This window comes from uncultured Martelella sp. (genome assembly GCF_963677965.2).
GTDB lineage: Bacteria > Pseudomonadota > Alphaproteobacteria > Rhizobiales > Rhizobiaceae > Martelella > Martelella mangrovi.
Genome location: NZ_CAXXFM010000003.1, coordinates 190532 through 209744, shown reverse-complemented (window position 1 = coordinate 209744; position 19213 = coordinate 190532). Strand labels below are relative to the sequence as shown.

Here is a 19213-nt window from a genome sequence, read left to right as displayed (position 1 = left end):
GAAAGCAGGGTTTTCAGACTACATGTCATTGGGCCGGAAATCCGGCGTGAATTTCAAAATTACGTTACCATCGACCATTGCCAGCAGCTGCGTCTCATCGCGACCGCGGTAGGTTTGCAATTCTCCGCCGCCCGGCAGATAGGATTCCAGCTTGGCGGCAAGCATGTCGAGCGCCGGCTTGGACTTTGCATTCCTGATCCAGTCGGGGCTTTGCGCATCGCCGACCAGCCAGTTCCAGAACGCCACGGCGACAGCCAGAATCAGCACGCCGCGCACCAGCCCGAAAACAAAACCGAGCGAACGATCAAGCACGCCGGCCCGGCTGTCGATAATATAGTCCGCAAAACGCGTGGTCACCAGTGAAAGAAGCACGAGAGCGATCAGAAAAACGATCGCGAAGGCACCGGCCATGGCCAGGCGCGCATCACCGAGAAAGCCCTCAAGGCTCGGCGCGAGCCAGGGATAGGCAAAATAGGCGATAACCGCCGACAACCCCCAGGCAAGAAGCGACAGAATTTCCCGTGAAAAGCCGCGCACCATGGCAAGTAAGGCCGAAAACAGAACAACGCCGACAACAATCAGATCGAACAGGGTTAGTGGCATGCATTGCTCCGCTTTTCGTGGGGGATAAGCCCGCACCTGCGACCGATCGGTTCCTCTGGCGGACAGATCAGTCGCTGTCATCCGATACCATCTCCGGTCTGCGGCCGGCGATATCGGCCACAAGTTCCGGTAGAGATTCCAGTCCTTTTAACCCGTTTACATTCGCTGACGCAATTTCTGCCGAACCTGCCGGCAGAGCCGCACGCGAAAACCCGAGTTTTGACGCTTCCTTCAGTCGCTGTGCGGCGTGGGTGACCGGCCGTATGGCGCCTGAAAGACTGACTTCGCCGAAATAGACACAATCGACCGGGAGAGCAAGTCCGACAAGTGATGAAATCAGGGCTGCCGCCACCGCAAGATCGGCGGCCGGTTCGGTGATGCGATAGCCGCCGGCGATGTTGAGATAGACATCGTGATTGCCGAGCCGAACCCCGCAATGGGCTTCCAGAACCGCCAGGATCATGGAAAGTCTGGCCGAATCCCAGCCGACGACGGCGCGGCGCGGTGTGCCGAGCGATGTCGGCGCGACAAGGGCCTGCACCTCCACCAGAACCGGCCGCGTGCCTTCCATGCCGGCGAAAACGGCAGCCCCCGGTGCCTTGTCGTTGCGTTCTCCCAGGAACAGTTCCGACGGATTGGCAACCTCGCGCAGGCCGGTGTCGCCCATCTCGAACACGCCGATCTCGTCTGTCGGGCCGAATCGGTTCTTGACGGTCCGCAGGATACGGTAGTGATGGCCGCGCTCGCCCTCGAAATAGAGCACGGCGTCGACCATGTGCTCGACCACGCGGGGGCCGGCGATCTGGCCTTCCTTGGTGACATGGCCGACCAGCACCATGGCGGTTCCGGTCTGCTTGGCAAAGCGGATCATCGCCTGCACCCCGGTGCGCACCTGCGTCACCGTGCCGGGCGCGGCCTCGGCCTGATCCGACCACAGCGTCTGGATCGAATCGATGATCACCAGATCGGGACGCGGTCCTTCGGCGAGTGTGGCCAGAATGTCCTCGACATTGGTTTCGGCGGCAAGCAGGACCTCGGCATTCGCCGCGCCAAGGCGTTTTGCGCGCAGGCGCACCTGGGCGATGGCCTCCTCGCCGGAAACATAGATCACGCGCTGGTTCTGGCGGGCAAGGGCTGCGGCGGCCTGCATCAGGATCGTGGATTTTCCGATTCCCGGATCGCCGCCGACAAGCACGGCCGAGCCGCGCACGAAACCGCCGCCCGTCACCCGGTCGAGTTCGGCCATCCGGCTGGCAATGCGCGGGGCTTCCTCGCTTTCGCCATCCAGCGTCACAAGCGCGACGGGACGGCCCTTTTTCGGCGCGCGGGCGGGGCCGCCGCCGATGCCGGCCGTCGGGTTTTCCTCGACGATCGTGTTCCAGGCGCCGCAGGCATCGCACCGACCCGCCCAGCGGGGATGGATGCTGCCGCAATTCTGGCAGATGAACTGGGTCTTCGGTTTGGCCAAGGTCTCTTCTTTGTCCGGAAAAACGCGTCAGTCCGGCTGGATATAACGGCGACGGTAGCGCAAGCCAAGGGCGGTCAGCAATTCATAACCGATCGTGCCGGCTGCTGTGGCCGCTTCGTCCAGCGGAAGGTTGGGGCCGATGAGTTCGATATAGTCGCCGCTGCGGATCGCGCCTTCGGGAACATCCGTCACATCATAGACGGTCATGTCCATGGTGATGCGCCCGGCAATCGGCACCTTGTAGCCGGCGACAGAACCGTAACCGCCGGCGCTGACGGCATCACGCAATGGAACGCCGGAGCCGGAGAGCGACCGGTGGTAGCCGTCCGCATAGCCGGACGCTGCAATTGCAAGCCGGCTGTCGCGGCCAAGCTTGCAGGTTGCCCCGTAACTCACCGTCGTACCGGCCCGGGCTTCGCGAATCTGGACGATCCGGGCCTCGGCCGTTGCCGCCGGGCGCAGCCGTTTCGAGGTGCCGGCCTGCGAATCGCCGCCGTAAAGCGCAATGCCGGGCCGGGTGAGATCGAAATGATAGTCCGGCCCAAGGAAAATGCCGGCAGAGGCCGAGAGGCTCGCCTCCACGCCCTCGAAGGCGGATGCGGCGATCCGGAACCATTCCAGTTGCGCCTTGTTCATCGGCGAGGCCGGATCATCGCCGCAGGCGAGATGCGAGAGGATGAGAACCGGCTCGAAACTCGCCGGCCGCGAGACATCGCCGGCCAGCGCCAGAGCTTCCTCCACCGTCAGGCCAAGCCGGTTGAACCCGGTGTCGATCTGGAGCGCGCACGGATAATCGCCGAATTCGGCAACAGCTGCGAAGAAGAAGGAAAGCTGTTCGCTGCTGGCAAGGACCGGGACGAGATCGTTTTCGAAAAACACTTCCTCCGTGCCGGGCCACATGCCGGAAAGCACAAAGATGCGGGCATCCGGCGCAAACCGTCTGAGGGTTGCGCCTTCCTCCGGAACGGCGACGAAAAAATCCGCCGCACCTGCGCCATAAAGCGCCTCGCCGACATCCTCGATGCCGAGGCCGTAGCCATCGGCCTTGACCACGGCGGCCGTTCGCGCCCGGCCGGAAAGCGCACGCATGGTCTTCCAGTTGCTCACGATGGCGCCGAGATCGACCGTCAGACGGGCAGCCGCCGCCTCGAAGGGGATTTCCCCCTCCGCAAGCGTTTCTTCAACAGGTTCATTCGAAAAATCAGACATGAAATCGCCGTTTGTTGCAAAATTTTGGCGATTATAGCGCGCTTACGCCGTGTCGCCCATGCCTATTCGTCAAAGCTGGAGTAGGACGGATCGGCAAGATCCGCAAAGCGCGTATAGGCGGCCTGGAAGGCGAGGTTGGCGGTGCCTGTCGGTCCGTGACGCTGCTTGGCGATGATCACGTCGGCGGTTCCGCGTACCTTCTCGTATTTCATCTTCCACTCGTCATAGGCCGGATCGTCCGGATCGCGCGGTTCGAGGTTCTGGACGTAATATTCCTCACGATAAACGAACAGCACCACGTCCGCGTCCTGCTCGATCGAGCCCGATTCGCGAAGGTCGGAAAGCTGCGGGCGCTTGTCGTCGCGGTTTTCCACCTGACGGGAGAGCTGGGAAAGTGCGATGATCGGAACGTTCAGCTCCTTGCCCAGTGCTTTCAGGCCGGTGGTGATCTCGGTCACTTCCTGCACGCGGTTGTCGCCGGCCTTTTTCGAGCCGGTCATCAGCTGCACATAGTCGACCACCAGCAGATCGAGGCCGCGCTGGCGTTTGAGGCGACGCGCGCGGGCGGAAAGCTGGGCAATGGAGATGCCACCGGTCTGGTCGATGTAGAGCGGCACTTTCTGCATGGTCTGCGAGCAGGCGACCAGCTTGTCGAAATCGGCCTCGGTGATATCGCCGCGCCTGATCTTGGAGGACGACACTTCCGTCTGCTCGGAAATGATACGGGTAGCGAGCTGTTCGCCGGACATTTCGAGCGAGTAGAAGGCGACGACGCCGCCCTGTTTCGCCTCGATCGTGCCGTCGGGCAGCACTTCCGGTTCATAGGCCGAGGCGACATTCCAGGCGATGTTGGTCGCAAGCGAGGTCTTGCCCATACCCGGACGGCCGGCAAGGATGATCAGGTCGGAGCGCTGCAACCCGCCCATCTTGGCATCGAGCGTGTTGAGGCCCGTCGAGATGCCGGAGAGATGGCCGTCGCTCTCAAATGCCTTGCTGGCCATGTCGATGGCGATGGTCACCGCGTTTTCGAAGGACTGGAACCCGCCTTCGTAGCGACCGGTTTCAGCCAGCGCGAACAGCTTGCGCTCGGTGTCCTCGATCTGCTCTGACGGCGGCAGATCGATCGGCGCTTCATAGGCGGTGTTGACGATATCCTCGCCGATTTCGATCAGCTGACGCCGGAGCGCCAGATCGTAGATCGTGCGGCCATAGTCCTCGGCATTGATGATGGTGACGGCTTCGGCGGCCAGACGCGCGAGATATTGCGCCACCGTCAGGTCCCCGACCTTCATGTCGGAGGGCAGATGGGTCTTCAGCGTGATGGTGTTGGCGATCTTGTCCATGCGGATCGTATCGCCGGCCAGTTCGTAGATCTTGCGATGCAGCGGCTCGTAGAAGTGCTCGGGCTTCAGAAAGTCGGAAACGCGGTAGAACGCGCTGTTGTTGACGAGGATGGCGCCCAGAAGGGCCTGTTCGACTTCCAGATTGTTCGGCGCTTCACGCCCCTGCGGGGCACCGGATGCCTGGAACGAAAGGGACGGCGCAATGTCATTCATGGTTGATCTTTTCCGAAGGTCTGAAAACGGTTCGCTGGAGCATAGACGATTGAGGCTGCAAACACACCCGCTGCCACATCACACGCGGGTTCTCAACATCAATTCACAGGTCATCGGCATTGTTCGGCGTCAAATGCCGCCAAACGGGGCCGGGCACCTTGACACGAATCGACACCGGCCAATCACACGATAGCACAAAAATGCCCGGCCTCCTGTGAGAGACCGGGCACAAACATGTCGAAAACAGGGGACGCCGATCAGGCGTTCTTGTCTTCCTCTTCGCCGTCTTCCTCAGCGGAAGCTTCGGTTTCTTCTTCCTCGTCGTCGAGGTCGTAGTCGGCATCGGGGTTGAAGAAGTCTTCCGGACGCAGGGCGTCTTCGTCGACACCGTAGATGGCGTCGGCGGAGGTGAGGTCTTCACCCTTGAGCTGACGTTCGGCTTCTTCGGCCGTACGGGCAACGTTCAGTTCGACGGTGACATAGACTTCGGCGTGAAGCTGGATTTCGACGCGGTGCAGACCGACGGTCTTGATCGGGTGGTTGAGGACAACCTGGTTGCGGGAAATCGTGAAGCCTTCGTCGCCGAGGATTTCAACGATGTCGCGGGTGGCGACCGAACCGTAGAGCTGACCGGTTTCACCGGCGGAGCGCACAACGATGAAGGACTTGCCGTCCAGCGTGTCGGCAATCTTCTGGGCTTCGTTGCGGCGCTCGAGGTTGCGGGCTTCGAGCACGGCGCGCTCGGCTTCGAAACGGGCCTTGTTGGCGTCGTTGGCGCGCAGTGCACGGCCGGTCGGCAGCAGGTAGTTACGGGCATAGCCATCGCGAACCTTGACGGTTTCGCCCATCTGGCCAAGCTTGGCGATGCGTTCAAGCAGAATTACTTCCATGGATTGTTCCTTTCATTGTCGTCATCGTTCGGCGGTGTTGCATCCGGTGAAAGGGCAATGGCCCGCCGTGTGTCAAGAAGACCCATCACCACAAAGATCAGGGCCGGGAAGGTGAAAATCAGCGAAAGATAGGACAGGATGATAACCGGCACGGCCCAGCTCTTGCCGCGCGCGGCAAGGTGCATGCGGGCAAGACCGGCCAGAAGAAAGCCGCCGCCGAAAGCGCCGAGGCAGGCTGCTCCCACCAGTGCTATGGTTCCACCGAAGAAGGTTGCAACAAGCGCTGCAAGAAAAACGAAGATGGCATTGCGGTGCATGCGCAGCGACTGGGCGACATCCTCGCGCGGCCGGCTCGTCAGGCCCGAGGAAATCACGATCCGGGTCGCGAAATGATAGGCCACGAACAGCAGGATGACCGAGGTTGCGCCCTGAACGATCGGCAGCATCACCACGAACATCGACTTGAACTGGGCAATCAGCGCGGCATCGTTTGCAATTTCCGGGTTCTGCACCGTCAGCGCTTCGACGAAGGCGTCGATCAGCTCGCCGGTTGCATCGGGGCCATAACCGGCAACGACGCCGAGGATGATCAGCGCCAGCGTGATGATGGCGCACAGATGCAGCAGCAGGTCGGACAGCGGATACCATGCCGTCAGCCCGTCGGGGCCGCCGATTTCGCTTGCCGGACGCGCCAGATTGCCGAGGTGGCTGAGCCAGCCGGCCGGCACCAGCGTGATGGCAAGCGTGTAAAGCGCGAAAAACGGTGAAACGACGAGGGCGCCGAGACCGCCGGCGACAACAATCGCGGCGAGGGCGGCAAAATTGCCCCAGCCAAGGCCGGCAATCAGGATCGGCAGGGCGGAGGCGGCCGACAGCAGCGTTGAAAACAGCGCATTGAAACTCGCCGCGTAAGCAAGCATGAAGCCCGCAACGCCGGCAAGCGCGCCAATCAGCAATGTCTTTGCATCAAGTGTTTTCATCCGCTGTCCTGCCCTGCGAGCAGTTAGAGAAGGCTGCCGTGTGTGCCGTTCTCAACCTGGGTTTTATTTATGAGGCTGCTGCGCGCCCACCGCGCCGGAGCCAATCTCGATTGTGTCATCCTCGGGTCAAGCCCGAGAATGACGCAGAGAATGAGGAGGGCGAGGGGCGCGAAAGCCTGCCCCGCCCACCGGAATCTTTAGGAAACGACGTAAGGCAGAAGGCCGAGGAAGCGGGCGCGCTTGATGGCGCGGGCGAGTTCACGCTGCTTCTTCTGGCTGACGGCCGTGATACGGGAAGGAACGATCTTGCCGCGCTCGGAAATGTAGCGCTGCAGCAGACGAACGTCCTTGTAGTCGATCTTCGGAGCGTTGGCGCCGGAGAAGGGGCAGGTCTTGCGACGACGGTTGAACGGACGACGCGTCGGGATGGAGGCGATAGCTACCATGATAAAAACTCCTTAATCTCGCAATCAGCTGCGCGGACGACGATCGCCGCGGTCACCACGGTTGTCGCGGCCGCCATCGCGGCGCGGACGGTCGTCGCGGTCACGCTTTTGCATCATCGCGGACGGGCCTTCCTCGTGTGCGTCGACCTTGATGGTCATGTAACGCAGGATGTCCTCGTTGATGCGCATCTGGCGTTCCATTTCGTGGATCGCTGCAGCCGGCGCGTCGATGTCCATCAGCGCGTAATGCGCCTTGCGGTTCTTGCGGATACGGTAGGTGAGGGACTTCAGGCCCCAGTTTTCGATACGGCCAACCGAGCCGCCATGCTCTTCGATCAGTCCCTTGTACTGCTCGACGATGCCGTCAACCTGCTGCGCCGTGATGTCCTGGCGGGCCAGGAACACGTGTTCATAAAGTGCCATGTTGAATTGCCTTTCTTGCATTTACCCTTGTTCCGGACCTCGGCGGCTAAGCCTCAACGACTGCTCCTGGAGGGCAAGGCCCGGCAAGAAAAGCGTTTGATCGAGACGGTCGAGAGCGGCGACACGGGAGGCGGGCATACTTTACATGCCAGACGGTTTGCGGCGGGAAACAAAGCGTTGCCCAAACCCGAAACCGGCCCTCCGTTCAGCCACCAGCCTGAAGACCGGACCTTTGGATTGGCGTGCTTATACGCATTTTTGGCGGGAATGCAAGGGGTGGGGGGGAGGCAGTGTAAGGTGCTCCGAGAGACGATAGAAAATTGTCATCTCTCGGCCCGTAACGCTCTTGAATAATCGTGCCGGAACTCAGGCAGGTGTTTCTTCATTCATCGAGTCCGATGATATAAGGTACGTGAATGTACATACCAGATTCGGTTTCATCCAGCAGTATTCCAAACCAAAGAAGAAGCCTCTCAGCGTGGCGATTTTGAAAGCTTAACTCGTTAGTGTTCCAATCTACGTTAGTTCTTCGATCGAAGTTGGTCAAATCCTTCTCCAGAAGAGAGTACCATTTATCCAATTCATAAAAAATAAGTTTCTGATTCAATTTTTCGCTGACGGCGCCGGATAAGTGTTCGTTATTGTAAAGTCCTATTAATTTAGATATATATTGACATGTATCGCGGATTAAATGCGATATATCTATATAAAATATATTAACATCGCCTGCATTTCTGTATTCATTTCTTTTTGAAATAGCTATGTTTCGGTATTCATCTAGCTTTTCGATAGTTATTTTCTCGCATGTGTGCAAGTATTCGAGAGAAAATGTTCCGTATTTGTGTTTGAAGAAATGATAATATATCTCGTTTCCTAATTGAGATAAGTTGGTTTCTATGAAAGTTGTTTTGTCTCGTGTAATTTTATTTCCTGATTGTATTTTTGAGAAGTATACCACCCAAAGAAATATTTCTTCTAGAGTAATTTTAATGTAATTACGGGTAGATGTGTTAGTGGCAGCGTAAAGCTGATTTATAGCAGAGTGTCTTAAAACAAGGTCAATTTTTTTATATTCAGTTATTATTGGAATCGCTATTCCTATATTGTTGTCGTCTTCTGTCCCCCTAGTTTTGTTGTTCGTCAGGCTGTTTATGGTCCCCAAATAGTCATCGGTAATGATGATGCAGTTGATGTAATGGCAGAATTTTTCGATTTTTGATCCACTTCTTACGCATACGTTTTGTATGAGTTGAGTTATCGAATCTACTATTAATTTGTGTTGATCGCTTTCGATGGTGTCATCAAATTGAAAATTTATATTACAGCTCCCAGCGTCGCTCTCTGTATTATGATCCAAAATACTCTCTTTGGCTTGATTACTGTTCGGATTTTCCAAAAATGAATATAGTGCACCGTTTATACTTTTTTGAAAGTATTCGTTGATTTCTTTTTCGGAATTGTGTCCATATTCTAAATATAGATTTCTGACCTTTTCGTTGTTTTCTTTACATAAGCAAAAATCATAACTAGTTTTTACCGCTATAGTGTTGAATTCGTCATGATTAAATTCGGTATTTATTTCTTTTTTACCTACCGCTAATTTGTTAGGCGACAGTGGCATCACTATTACTTCAATCTCTTCCGGATTTGACAAGAGTAAAGGAAGCCAATGTCCGACTTTGTCTCTGGCGACGCAAACGCAATCGGGCAAAAGAGCATTTTCAGTGGGTATCTGACACCAGTAGAATTTACTAAGCTGTTCAACTCTAGCTGGTGGGGCGAGCGAGCCTGAAAGAGCCTCCTTGTGAAAATCTGGAACACGTTTCAACCCGAACTTATCGATAGCTTGTTCAATCGAAGAGCGTTGTGATGAGAAGAGTGTTCGAAGCTCTTGTGAATTTTCTCTGAGAAGCATGTAGGCAAGCCGGGTCAATGTCTCTGTGCTGAAGCCTGTTGCCTTTGATAAGCCCTGTTCGTCTATCGCGTCCGAAATTAGTTTCTTAATACGTGTGGAAGGCTCAGAGGATGGGAAACCTTCTGATCCTAACAATATATTTGGGTTTTCTAGCAGCTGTTTAATAGCTTCTGTTAACGCGCCGGTGCCTTCCCGAAAAATAGTCCTAGTATGTGCTGTTCGGATCGATAGGTGTACGATCACCTCGGCGATTTTGCTTTCGTTAAGCTCTTGGGCGCCGTGGTCTGATCGAAGCTCGTCGAGCATTGGGTACAAGACCGAGCTTTCATACTCAGTTATTTCATCATCTAGAGTAATATAATTTTTGCTCTCGGGTGGTGAGTAGAAGTCTCGTTGGTGGGCTACGTTCATGATGGTGGTATTGACGGCGCGCTCTGCACCTCTTCGAAAGAGCCAAATAGTTGACCTTTCTGAGTCATTGCAAAATGGCCGAAGAAATTTTCGAGGAATAAAATGCTGTCGTCGACCGGCCATTCATTTCTCTCAAGTTGCTCGTGGGTACCGAATTTATATAATCTTATATATTCTTGTAATTTTGGCAATTAAACCAAAGCCCAGATATACCCCGCATAGGCAACGAGCATCACCACCCCAGTCGCCCGGTGAAATTTTGGCGCAACAAACAGCATCGCCGCGAAAAACACGCTGGCTGCCAGCATTACCGGCACGTCGAGCGTCGCAAAGCCAGCGGATACCGGAAGCGGGGCGATGACTGCGGTGGCGCCGAGGATGCAGAGGGTGTTGAAGATGCAGGAGCCGGTGACGTTGCCGATGGCGACATCGGAATGGCGTCTGGTGGCGGCGACGACGGCGGTGGCGAGCTCCGGCAGGCTGGTGCCGAGGGCGACGACGGTCAGCCCGATCACGGCGTCGGAGACGCCGAAGTGGACGGCAAGTTCGGTGGCGCCGCGAATCAGGAATTCCGCGCCGAAGAGCAGGACGATGAGCCCGGCAATGATCAGAAGCGCCATCTTCCAGACCGGCATGGCATCGGTTTCGACGTCCACGTCGTCATCGAGGGCGGCCCCGGTTTTGCGCGCCCACAGATAGGTGCGCAGCAGATAGAGCGCGAGCAGGGCCAGAAGGGCCAGCCCGGCAATACGGTCGATCACATCATACTGGACCAGGAAAAACAGGAAGACGGCCGAGGCGACCATGGTCGCCGCATCGCGCCTGACGCTGCGGTCCCATCCGGAAATCGGGAAGATCACGGCCGCCGTGCCGACAATCAGAAGGATATTGGCAATGTTGGAGCCGACGACATTGCCGAGCGCGATGCCGGGCGCGCCGGACAGTGCTGCGCGCACCGAAACCAGCAGTTCCGGTAGCGAGGTCCCGAAGCCGACAATCACCAGAGACGCGACAAGCGGAGAAATGCCGATGCGCCGGGCCGTTGCGACCGCGCCGCTCACCAGCCATTCAGCACCGAAGTAAAGGCCGAGGAGACCGAGCGTAACGTAGATGTAATCCAATTCCGGTCCCTGTCATTGCCAGGCCGGCTGAAAACCGGCGAAACGTACGGTGGTGCGCAATGCATATGGTGCGCATGCCCGCAGAAACAATGTTTCGCCGGTTTTTCGCTCAGATCGGCATCGGGAATTCGCGATGCACCATGGCAATATCGTGAAGCACGTCGTCGGAAAGCGTGATATCGGCCGCCGCGATATTGCTTTTCAGCTGTTCCATCGTGGTCGCCCCGATGAGTGCCGCAGTGACGAACGGCCGTGACAGCACGAATGCGAGTGCCATCTGCGCGGTATCGAGACCGTGCTTTTCGGCCACGGCGCAATAGGCATCGACCGCCGGTTCCTGCTGCGCCTGCCGTCGGCCGCCGAGTTCCGGCTGGATGGAGGCGCGTGAACCGGGCGGAATCTTGCCGCCGCGATATTTGCCGGAGAGCAGGCCGGTCGCCAGCGGCGAGAACGCCAGAAGGCCGACATCTTCATAATAGGCGAGCTCGGCCATATCGAGATCGTGATGGCGGTAGAGCAGGCTGTATTCATTCTGAACGGTCGAAATCCGTGTCCGGTCGCACTGTTCGGCGCGGTTGAGATAGCGCATCGTGCCCCAGGCGGTTTCGTTGGACAGGCCGATGGCGCGGATCTTGCCGTCCTTGACCAGCCGGTCCAGCGTGTCGAGCGTTTCGGCAATGTCGATATGGCTCTGGTAGCGGTCCTGGCCGTAAGGGGTGTAGGTCCAGGAATTGCGGAAGTGGAAATGGCCGCGATTGGGCCAGTGAATCTGATAGAGGTCGATATAATCGGTCTTCAGCCGTCTCAGGCTGGCGTCGAGGGCGGTGCGGATCGTCTGCGGCGTGATCGGCTTGCCGTCGCGGATCCACTGGCGGCCGGAGCCGGCGATCTTGGTTGCCAGAATGATGTCGTCGCGCTTTTTGCGGTTCTCGAACCAGCTGCCGATGAATTCCTCGGTCCGTCCATAGGTCTCCGCGCTCAGCGGCGTGACCGGGTAGAGTTCGGCGGTATCGAAAAAGTTGACGCCGTTTTCCACGGCATAGTTCATCTGGGCATGGGCTTCGTCTTCGCTGTTTTGCGAACCCCATGTCATCGTTCCCAGGCCGATTTCGGACACTTCGATTCCGGTGCGTCCCAAGCTATTGGTTTTCATAGATTTACCTTGAAAGTCAGTTTGGCGGGTTGCGGCCGAATGTAACCGGATGCACGTTAAGAGCAAGCGCCGGCGGCGATTTTTACGTGTTAATTCGCCGGCCAATGCAGTGCCGTAGCTATTGACACAGGCGGATGAAACGTCAAATGGAGTTGCATTTCCGGCGTGGACCGGCAAAAGGCCGCGCCGTTGAACACGAAATGATTGGCTAAGGGGCCACAGATGACAGTCGCATTTACCTTTCCCGGACAGGGAAGTCAGAGCGTTGGCATGGGCAAGGCGCTGGCGGATGAGTTCACCGCCGCCCGGCTGGTTTTCGAGGAAGTCGACGATGCGCTCGGCGAAAAGCTTTCGCAGACCATCTGGGAAGGGCCGGAAGACGCACTGCAGCTGACCGCCAACACGCAGCCCGCGCTGATGGCCGTTTCGCTTGCTGTCGTCCGCGTGCTGGAGGCCGAGGGTCTCGACCTGAAGACCGACATTTCCTATGTCGCCGGCCATTCGCTGGGCGAATATTCCGCGCTGTGCGCTGCGGGCACGTTTTCGCTTGCCGATACGGCCCGGCTTCTGCGCATTCGCGGCAATGCCATGCAGAAGGCCGTTCCGGTGGGCAAGGGCGCCATGGCCGCCATTATCGGCCTGTCGTTCGAAGACATCGAGGCGCTGTGCAGCGAGGCTGCTTCTGCCGGGGTTTGCGAAATCGCCAATGACAATGGCGGCGGCCAGGTGGTGATCTCCGGTGAAAAGGCCGGTGTTGAAAAGGCCGTGGCAATTGCCAGTGACAAGGGCGCAAAGCGCGCGCTGCTCCTGCCGGTCTCCGCACCGTTCCATTCCTCACTGATGGCGCCGGCCGCAGATGCGATGGCCGAAGCGCTGGCGGATGTCCGCAAGGGTTCGCCCGTTGTGCCGGTCGTTGCCAATGTGCGCGCCGAGCCGGTGACCGATCCCGAGGAGATCGTCAGCCTGCTGGTGGCGCAGGTGACCGGCCGGGTGCGCTGGCGCGAAACGGTGAGCTGGTTTGCGGCCAATGAGGTTGAAATGCTCTACGAGATCGGCGCCGGCAAGGTGCTGACCGGTCTGGCGCGGCGTATCGACCGGGCGCTGAACGGTGTTGCCGTCGGCGCACCGGCGGATATCGACGGCGTACTCAAGGCCATCAAGGGCTGAGGTTTGAGAGAAGTTGAGAACGGTCTGCGCTGTGCAGGCCTGATGAAGCGAACAATACCGGACGAGGTTTTGATATGTTGGATCTGACTGGGCGCAAGGCGCTGGTGACGGGCGCAAGCGGTGGCATCGGCGAAGCGATCGCCCGCCAGCTTCACGGACAGGGCGCCACCGTCGCGCTCCACGGCACCCGCGCGGAAAAGCTCGAGGCGCTGGCGGCTGAGCTTGGCGAGCGCACCCTTGTGCTGCCCGCCGACCTTTCCGACCGCGATGCGGTCAAGGCGCTTGGCGAGAAGGCCGAAGCCGATCTCGGCGGCGTCGATATCCTGGTCAACAATGCCGGCATCACCCGCGATGGCCTGTTCGTGCGCATGAGCGATGCGGACTGGGAAAGCGTGCTCGATGTCAACCTGACGGCCGCTTTCGTGCTGACGCGCGCGATCATGCATCCGATGATGCGCCGCCGGTTCGGCAGGGTGATCAACATCACCTCGATCGTTGGCGTCACCGGCAATCCGGGGCAGGCCAATTACTGCGCCGCCAAGGCCGGGATGATCGGTTTTTCCAAGTCGCTGGCGCAGGAAGTCGCGCCGCGTAATGTCACCGTCAATTGCGTGGCGCCGGGCTTTATCGAAACGGCGATGACCGACAAGCTGAACGACAAGCAGAAGGAAGGCATTCTTTCCGCCGTGCCGATGAAACGCATGGGAAGCGGTGACGATATCGCTTCCGCTGTCACCTATCTTGCCTCCAACGAGGCTGGCTACGTGACGGGCCAGACCCTGCACGTCAATGGTGGCATGGTGATGGTCTGAACAAGGGCCGTTTTAGGCGGGGATGGGGCGGCGAAATGCCCTTACTTGCCGTAAACCGGCGCTTTTTGGGCTTTGCGCCGTGAACAAACCATGGTAAGCGGGCCGGGACTGCCAAGAACAGTCCAGCGGACGAAACCCGGTTGATCCGGGTTTTCCATAGTGGGCCTTGGTTCACATGTTTGCTGCCGCATCTCTTGAACGGAAAAAGAGGGCCGGCGGCGTTAACTTCAGAGGATGCCCTGGGCATTCCATCGAACTTGAGACAGGTCGAGGATACCGACATGAGCGATATCGCAGAACGCGTTAAGAAAATTGTAGTTGATCACCTGGGCGTTGACGCCGACAAGGTTGTTGAAAGCGCCAGCTTCATCGACGATCTGGGCGCAGACTCGCTGGACACCGTCGAGCTGGTTATGGCCTTCGAAGAAGAATTCGGTGTCGAAATTCCCGACGATGCAGCCGATTCCATCCTCACCGTGGGCGACGCTATCAAGTTTATCGAGAAGGCTCAGGCCTGATCGAAAGAAATTGACGGGCGGTTTTCAGGGGGTTCCCTGAATACCGCCTTGATCGGCCCGGTCAAACGGGCCATTTTTTTGTCCTGAACACCGCATCCGACCTCTGCCGGTTTTGCAATCTGGCCGACGGTGCGGTTTGATCGGGGCTGACTGCCGGAAAGGCGCTGGTCACATGTTTGATGCGGCCGGTTCCGTTTCAGGATATTGAAGCCGCTATACTGGGACAGCGGCGATCGGGCTTTGCCGAAGGCCGGTCCGATATAAAATTGAAGAAGGGGCGATCCACCAATGAGGCGTGTAGTAATCACCGGTTTGGGTATGGTAACGCCGCTGGGATGCGGAACCGAAGTAACCTGGTCACGTTTGCTGGAAGGCCGCAACGGCGCGAGCAAGGTCACAGCTTTCGAGACGGATGATCTGGCGGCCAGGATTGCCTGCTCCATCCCGCTGGGCGATGGCAGTGACGGCACGTTCAATGCCGATGAATGGCTTGAGCCGAAAGAGCAGCGCAAGGTCGACCCCTTTATCACCTATGCGATGGCCGCTGCCGACATGGCGCTGAACGATGCCGACTGGCATCCGAAAAGCGATGACGACCAGATTTCGACCGGCGTGCTGATCGGCTCCGGTATCGGCGGTCTCGATGGTATTGTCGAAGCCGGTTACACGCTGCGCGACCGCGGCCCGCGCCGGGTTTCGCCGTTCTTTATTCCGGGACGGCTGATCAACCTCGCTTCCGGCCAGGTCTCCATTCGCCACAAGCTGCGCGGCCCAAATCACTCTGTTGTCACCGCCTGCTCGACCGGCGCGCATGCCATTGGCGATGCAAGCCGTCTGATCGGTTTCGGTGATGCCGACGTCATGGTTGCAGGCGGCACGGAATCGCCGATCTGCCGTCTGGCTCTGGCCGGCTTTGCCGCCTGCAAGGCGCTGTCGACGGATTACAACGACGATCCCCAACGCGCTTCGCGCCCCTATGACGTTGATCGAGACGGTTTTGTCATGGGCGAGGGCGCCGGCGTTGTCGTGCTCGAAGAGCTTGAACATGCCAAGGCCCGCGGCGCCAAGATCTATGCCGAAGTTGTCGGTTACGGGCTGAGCGGCGATGCCTATCACATTACCGCGCCGTCCGAAGATGGCGAAGGCGCTTTCCGCTGCATGACAACGGCCTTGAAACGGGCAGGCATTACCCCCGGCGATATCGACTATATCAATGCCCATGGCACCTCGACCATGGCCGATACGATTGAGCTTGGCGCGGTAGAACGGCTGCTCGGTGATGATGCCGACAAGGTGTCGATGTCGTCGACCAAATCGGCGACCGGCCATCTGCTGGGGGCTGCCGGTGCGATCGAGGCGATCTTCTCGACCCTGGCGATCCGCGACAATGTCGCCCCGCCGACGCTGAACCTCGACAATCCGGAACGCGAAACCGCAATCGACCTCGTGCCCAAGGTGGCCCGCAAGCGCGATATCGATGTGGCGCTGTCGAATTCCTTCGGTTTCGGCGGCACCAACGCGTCTCTGGTGCTGCGCCGCTACAACGGCTGACGTCAGCACAAGTCCGACACAGTCACTGTGGATGAGAAAAACAAACGGCTGACATTTTGCGGCCGTTTTTTTATCTAGGTTCAACGGCTTCGATCTCGAATTCGATTTATCGCCGCGACCGGCCGGGATACAGGCCGGCGGGGGCATTTATAAATTTCGCTACCCGCTGCGGCGCGGTGGCAAAGCTGTTTGAAAAGAGGTACCGGTGCGCGGTTCTGATCAGGATAACGGGCGTGAGAACGGCGATGGCGCGAACGACGACCGCCGTCCGATTGTGCCGAAATCTGCCAAGGAAGCATTGCGGCCCGAGCGGGTGCCCGAACCCGTTCGACGCTCGAAAAAGGCGAAGAGCCAGTTCGTGATCTTCCTGAACTTCGTGATGACATTGCTGGTTCTGGGCGCTGTTGCGGTCGGCGGTATCTACTATTATGCGAAATCGAGCTATGACGAGCCCGGTCCGCTGACGGTGAATGCCGAATTTACGGTGCGGGAAGGCGCGGGAGTTTCAACGATTGCGCGTGACCTCGAACGCAACGGTATCATCAGCGATTCGCGGATATTCCGCTATGTCACGGCCGCCCATCTGCGCAGCGAGGGCGAAACGCTGAAGGCCGGTGATTACGAGATCAAGGCCGGCTCCTCGATGGCGGATATCGCGGCCTTGCTCGAATCGGGAAAATCCATTCTCTACAGCATCTCGTTTCCCGAAGGTTACACCGTTCAGGAGGTTTTCGACCGGCTTGCAGCCGACCCCAACCTGAGCGGCGATCTGCCGGAGGAACTTCCGCCGGAAGGCAGCCTGATGCCGCAGACATACCGTTTCTCGCGCGGGACCGACCGCACGGAAATCATCGACCAGATGCGCGAAGGCCAGCAGCAGTTGATCGACGAAATCTGGCTGAAACGCGATCAGGGACTGCCCATCGATAACAAGGAAGACTTCGTTACGCTGGCCTCGATTGTCGAGAAGGAAACCGGCATTGCCTCGGAGCGCCCGCAGGTTGCCGCGGTATTCCTCAACCGGCTTGAGCGGGGAATGCGGCTGCAGTCGGATCCGACGGTGATCTACGGTCTTTTCGGAGGCGAGGGCAAGCCGTCCGACCGGCCGATCTACCGCTCCGATCTCGACAAGGAAACGCCCTACAACACCTATCAGATCAGCGGTCTGCCGCCGGGGCCGATTGCCAATCCGGGCAAGGCCGCGCTGGAGGCGGTTGCCAATCCTGCGCTTACGGATGACCTTTATTTTGTTGCCGACGGCAGCGGTGGTCACGCCTTCGCCAGAACGCTGGACGAACACAATGCCAATGTGCGCCGCTGGCGCCGGATCGAGGCCGAGCGGGGCAGCGACTGACGCGTCGAAGCGGTGCTCAAACCTGCCGCTTACCGCAGGCCGCGAAATGCTGTAGGTTGCGCCGCAAACGGCCTTTCGGTCAGCACATTGCCAGGAGAGCAACTTATGAAGCCGCAATCGATGACGGGCTTTGCACGCAGTGACGGATACTGGCAGCGTTATCGCTGGACGTGGGAACTCAGGGCTGTCAACGGCAAGGGGCTCGATGTCAGGCTGAGGTTGCCGCAGGGCAGCGATCATCTCGAAACGGACGTCAGGAAACGCCTTGCCGAACGGCTTTCGCGCGGCAATGTTCAGGTTGCGCTTTCGATCACGCTGGCTGAAAGCCGGCTCGAACTGGTTGTCAATGAAGCCGCTCTTCAGGCGGTTCTCGATCTCAAGGCGAGACTGGGTGACGTCCTCGATGACAAGCCGTTGTCACTGGAAGGCCTTCTCGGCCTGCGCGGCATTGCCGATTTCCGCGAGGGTGAGGAAGACAGCACGGCGCTTGAAACCCGCGACGGCATGATCCTCGGTGACCTGGATGTCGCGCTTGACCGGCTTTGCGCCATGCGCGGCGAAGAAGGCGAAAAGATCGTTGCGGTTCTTGGGCGGCAGATCGACAGGATTGCCGAACTGACCGGAACGATCGAGGCCGATCCGTCACGCACGCCCGCCGCAATTGCCGAGCGGCTTTCCGAACAGGTCGGCAGGCTGGTTGATGCCGCGCCCTCGCTGGACAGTGACCGGCTTTACGCCGAAGCGGTGCTGCTGGCAACCAAAGCCGATCTGCAGGAAGAAATCGACCGTCTGAATGCCCATGTCGCGGCAGCGCGCGCGCTTCTGGAAAAGGGCGGCCCCTGCGGACGGCGGCTGGATTTTCTGGCCCAGGAATTCAATCGTGAAACCAATACGATCTGCTCGAAATCGAATGCAGTTGCAGTGACGGCAGCCGGCCTTGAACTGAAAACCGTCATCGACCAGTTTCGCGAGCAGATCCAGAATCTGGAGTAACACCATGGCAGAAAATCAGGCTGCGAACCGACGCGGCGTCATGCTGGTGCTGGCCGCCCCCTCAGGTGCGGGAAAATCCACCATTGCGCGGCGGCTTCTCGCTGAAGATCCGCTGATCGATCTGTCGATCAGCGCGACCACCCGCCCGCGCCGCAAAAGCGAGCAGGAAGGGGTGCACTATTTCTTTCTGGAGCCGGACGAATTCATCAAACGGCGCGATGAAGGGGGCTTTCTCGAATGGGCCGAGGTCCATGGCAATTTTTACGCCACGCCGCGTGCGGCCGTTGAGCGTTCGCTTGCTGCCGGGCGTGATGTGCTTTTCGATATCGACGTGCAGGGTGCGGAACAGCTGAAACAGGCGCTGCCGCGCGATGTCGTCGGCATTTTCGTGCTGCCGCCGTCGATGAAGGCGTTGAAGGCGCGGCTCATGGCCCGCGCGGAAGACAGCAAGGCGGCCATGGATGTCAGGCTGAAGAACGCGACCGGCGAGATTTCCCGCTGGCGCGATTACGAATATGTGGTCATCAATGACGACCTTGAAGATGCCTATGATCTGGTCCGGTCGATCCTGAGGGCCGAGCGGGCAAAGCGCGAATATGAAAGCGTGATTCCCCATCACGTCGACGCGCTGCTATCGGAGTAG

At 58.6% G+C, this 19213-nt stretch carries 18 protein-coding genes; 7 read left to right on the top strand and 11 right to left on the bottom strand.

Translation table 11 applies throughout. The features are described 5' to 3' along the window. Window positions 1-18: 18 nt before the first annotated feature. From ACHZCU_RS20195 to ACHZCU_RS20145, 11 genes are all read right to left on the bottom strand, one after another. Window positions 19-603, bottom strand: a complete 585-nt coding sequence (locus ACHZCU_RS20195; RefSeq protein ID WP_319520298.1) for a CvpA family protein — start codon at window positions 601-603, stop codon at window positions 19-21. Window positions 604-670: 67 nt separating this feature from the next. Further along, complete coding sequence (gene radA / locus ACHZCU_RS20190) at window positions 671-2071, bottom strand: DNA repair protein RadA (protein WP_106312184.1); 1401 nt, start codon at window positions 2069-2071, stop codon at window positions 671-673. A gap of 27 nt (window positions 2072-2098) precedes the next feature. Beyond that, window positions 2099-3280, bottom strand: a complete 1182-nt coding sequence (gene alr / locus ACHZCU_RS20185; protein ID WP_319520297.1) for an alanine racemase — start codon at window positions 3278-3280, stop codon at window positions 2099-2101. Window positions 3281-3342: 62 nt separating this feature from the next. Continuing rightward, window positions 3343-4836: a replicative DNA helicase gene (locus ACHZCU_RS20180; RefSeq protein WP_106312190.1), complete on the bottom strand. Its 1494-nt coding sequence runs from the start codon at window positions 4834-4836 to the stop codon at window positions 3343-3345. A gap of 257 nt (window positions 4837-5093) precedes the next feature. After that, a complete protein-coding gene (gene rplI / locus ACHZCU_RS20175) occupies window positions 5094-5726 on the bottom strand; it encodes a 50S ribosomal protein L9 (protein ID WP_106312193.1) in 633 nt (210 codons plus the stop codon). After that, window positions 5717-6706, bottom strand: coding sequence for a DUF2232 domain-containing protein (locus ACHZCU_RS20170; RefSeq protein WP_106312195.1), 990 nt, complete (start codon window positions 6704-6706; stop codon window positions 5717-5719). Before ACHZCU_RS20170 ends, rplI begins: the two co-directional genes overlap by 10 nt. Before the next feature lie 197 nt (window positions 6707-6903). Further along, complete coding sequence (rpsR, locus tag ACHZCU_RS20165; RefSeq protein ID WP_018062978.1) at window positions 6904-7152, bottom strand: 30S ribosomal protein S18; 249 nt, start codon at window positions 7150-7152, stop codon at window positions 6904-6906. A 24-nt stretch (window positions 7153-7176) separates the two neighbouring features. Then, on the bottom strand, window positions 7177-7575 hold the full coding sequence (rpsF, locus tag ACHZCU_RS20160; protein ID WP_106312253.1) for a 30S ribosomal protein S6: 399 nt from the start codon (window positions 7573-7575) through the stop codon (window positions 7177-7179). Window positions 7576-7957: 382 nt separating this feature from the next. After that, the gene (locus ACHZCU_RS20155) at window positions 7958-10024 is read right to left on the bottom strand and encodes a DUF4238 domain-containing protein (RefSeq protein ID WP_319520296.1); all 2067 of its coding nucleotides are present in this window, start codon (window positions 10022-10024) and stop codon (window positions 7958-7960) included. Between the two features lie 68 nt (window positions 10025-10092). Beyond that, window positions 10093-11022, bottom strand: coding sequence for a calcium/sodium antiporter (locus ACHZCU_RS20150; RefSeq protein WP_319520295.1), 930 nt, complete (start codon window positions 11020-11022; stop codon window positions 10093-10095). Window positions 11023-11131: 109 nt separating this feature from the next. After that, window positions 11132-12175: an aldo/keto reductase gene (locus tag ACHZCU_RS20145; RefSeq protein ID WP_319520294.1), complete on the bottom strand. Its 1044-nt coding sequence runs from the start codon at window positions 12173-12175 to the stop codon at window positions 11132-11134. Between the two features lie 222 nt (window positions 12176-12397). Here ACHZCU_RS20145 and fabD point away from each other — a divergent pair, with 222 nt between their 5' ends. From fabD to gmk, 7 genes are all read left to right on the top strand, one after another. After that, window positions 12398-13342 carry an ACP S-malonyltransferase gene (gene fabD / locus ACHZCU_RS20140; protein ID WP_319520293.1) on the top strand — a complete coding sequence of 315 codons (945 nt, stop codon included), beginning with the start codon at window positions 12398-12400 and terminating at the stop codon, window positions 13340-13342. Window positions 13343-13416: 74 nt separating this feature from the next. Further along, complete coding sequence (fabG, locus tag ACHZCU_RS20135; RefSeq protein WP_106312211.1) at window positions 13417-14154, top strand: 3-oxoacyl-[acyl-carrier-protein] reductase; 738 nt, start codon at window positions 13417-13419, stop codon at window positions 14152-14154. Window positions 14155-14435: 281 nt separating this feature from the next. Further along, window positions 14436-14672, top strand: coding sequence for an acyl carrier protein (locus ACHZCU_RS20130; protein ID WP_018062986.1), 237 nt, complete (start codon window positions 14436-14438; stop codon window positions 14670-14672). Between the two features lie 288 nt (window positions 14673-14960). Then, the gene (gene fabF, locus ACHZCU_RS20125; RefSeq protein WP_106312217.1) at window positions 14961-16223 is read left to right on the top strand and encodes a beta-ketoacyl-ACP synthase II; all 1263 of its coding nucleotides are present in this window, start codon (window positions 14961-14963) and stop codon (window positions 16221-16223) included. Window positions 16224-16494: 271 nt separating this feature from the next. Beyond that, window positions 16495-17577, top strand: coding sequence for an endolytic transglycosylase MltG (gene mltG, locus ACHZCU_RS20120; protein WP_394706158.1), 1083 nt, complete (start codon window positions 16495-16497; stop codon window positions 17575-17577). A 105-nt stretch (window positions 17578-17682) separates the two neighbouring features. Then, entirely contained in the window at window positions 17683-18570 is an 888-nt protein-coding gene (locus tag ACHZCU_RS20115; protein WP_319520292.1) for a YicC/YloC family endoribonuclease, read from the top strand. Window positions 18571-18574: 4 nt separating this feature from the next. Beyond that, on the top strand, window positions 18575-19213 hold the full coding sequence (gene gmk, locus ACHZCU_RS20110) for a guanylate kinase (RefSeq protein WP_319520291.1): 639 nt from the start codon (window positions 18575-18577) through the stop codon (window positions 19211-19213).

Bases quoted from the DNA above. Each gene is read 5' to 3' on its own strand.
- ACHZCU_RS20130 (WP_018062986.1), top strand. From the start codon at position 14,436: ATGAGCGATATCGCAGAACGCGTTAAGAAAATTGTAGTTGATCACCTG.
- alr (WP_319520297.1), bottom strand. From the start codon at position 3,280: ATGTCTGATTTTTCGAATGAACCTGTTGAAGAAACGCTTGCGGAGGGG.
- ACHZCU_RS20180 (WP_106312190.1), bottom strand. From the start codon at position 4,836: ATGAATGACATTGCGCCGTCCCTTTCGTTCCAGGCATCCGGTGCCCCG.
- gmk (WP_319520291.1), top strand. From the start codon at position 18,575: ATGGCAGAAAATCAGGCTGCGAACCGACGCGGCGTCATGCTGGTGCTG.
- rpsF (WP_106312253.1), bottom strand. From the start codon at position 7,575: ATGGCACTTTATGAACACGTGTTCCTGGCCCGCCAGGACATCACGGCG.
- rpsR (WP_018062978.1), bottom strand. From the start codon at position 7,152: ATGGTAGCTATCGCCTCCATCCCGACGCGTCGTCCGTTCAACCGTCGT.
- ACHZCU_RS20115 (WP_319520292.1), top strand. From the start codon at position 17,683: ATGAAGCCGCAATCGATGACGGGCTTTGCACGCAGTGACGGATACTGG.
- rplI (WP_106312193.1), bottom strand. From the start codon at position 5,726: ATGGAAGTAATTCTGCTTGAACGCATCGCCAAGCTTGGCCAGATGGGC.
- ACHZCU_RS20145 (WP_319520294.1), bottom strand. From the start codon at position 12,175: ATGAAAACCAATAGCTTGGGACGCACCGGAATCGAAGTGTCCGAAATC.
- fabD (WP_319520293.1), top strand. From the start codon at position 12,398: ATGACAGTCGCATTTACCTTTCCCGGACAGGGAAGTCAGAGCGTTGGC.
- ACHZCU_RS20170 (WP_106312195.1), bottom strand. From the start codon at position 6,706: ATGAAAACACTTGATGCAAAGACATTGCTGATTGGCGCGCTTGCCGGC.
- ACHZCU_RS20155 (WP_319520296.1), bottom strand. From the start codon at position 10,024: ATGGCCGGTCGACGACAGCATTTTATTCCTCGAAAATTTCTTCGGCCA.
- fabF (WP_106312217.1), top strand. From the start codon at position 14,961: ATGAGGCGTGTAGTAATCACCGGTTTGGGTATGGTAACGCCGCTGGGA.
- fabG (WP_106312211.1), top strand. From the start codon at position 13,417: ATGTTGGATCTGACTGGGCGCAAGGCGCTGGTGACGGGCGCAAGCGGT.
- ACHZCU_RS20195 (WP_319520298.1), bottom strand. From the start codon at position 603: ATGCCACTAACCCTGTTCGATCTGATTGTTGTCGGCGTTGTTCTGTTT.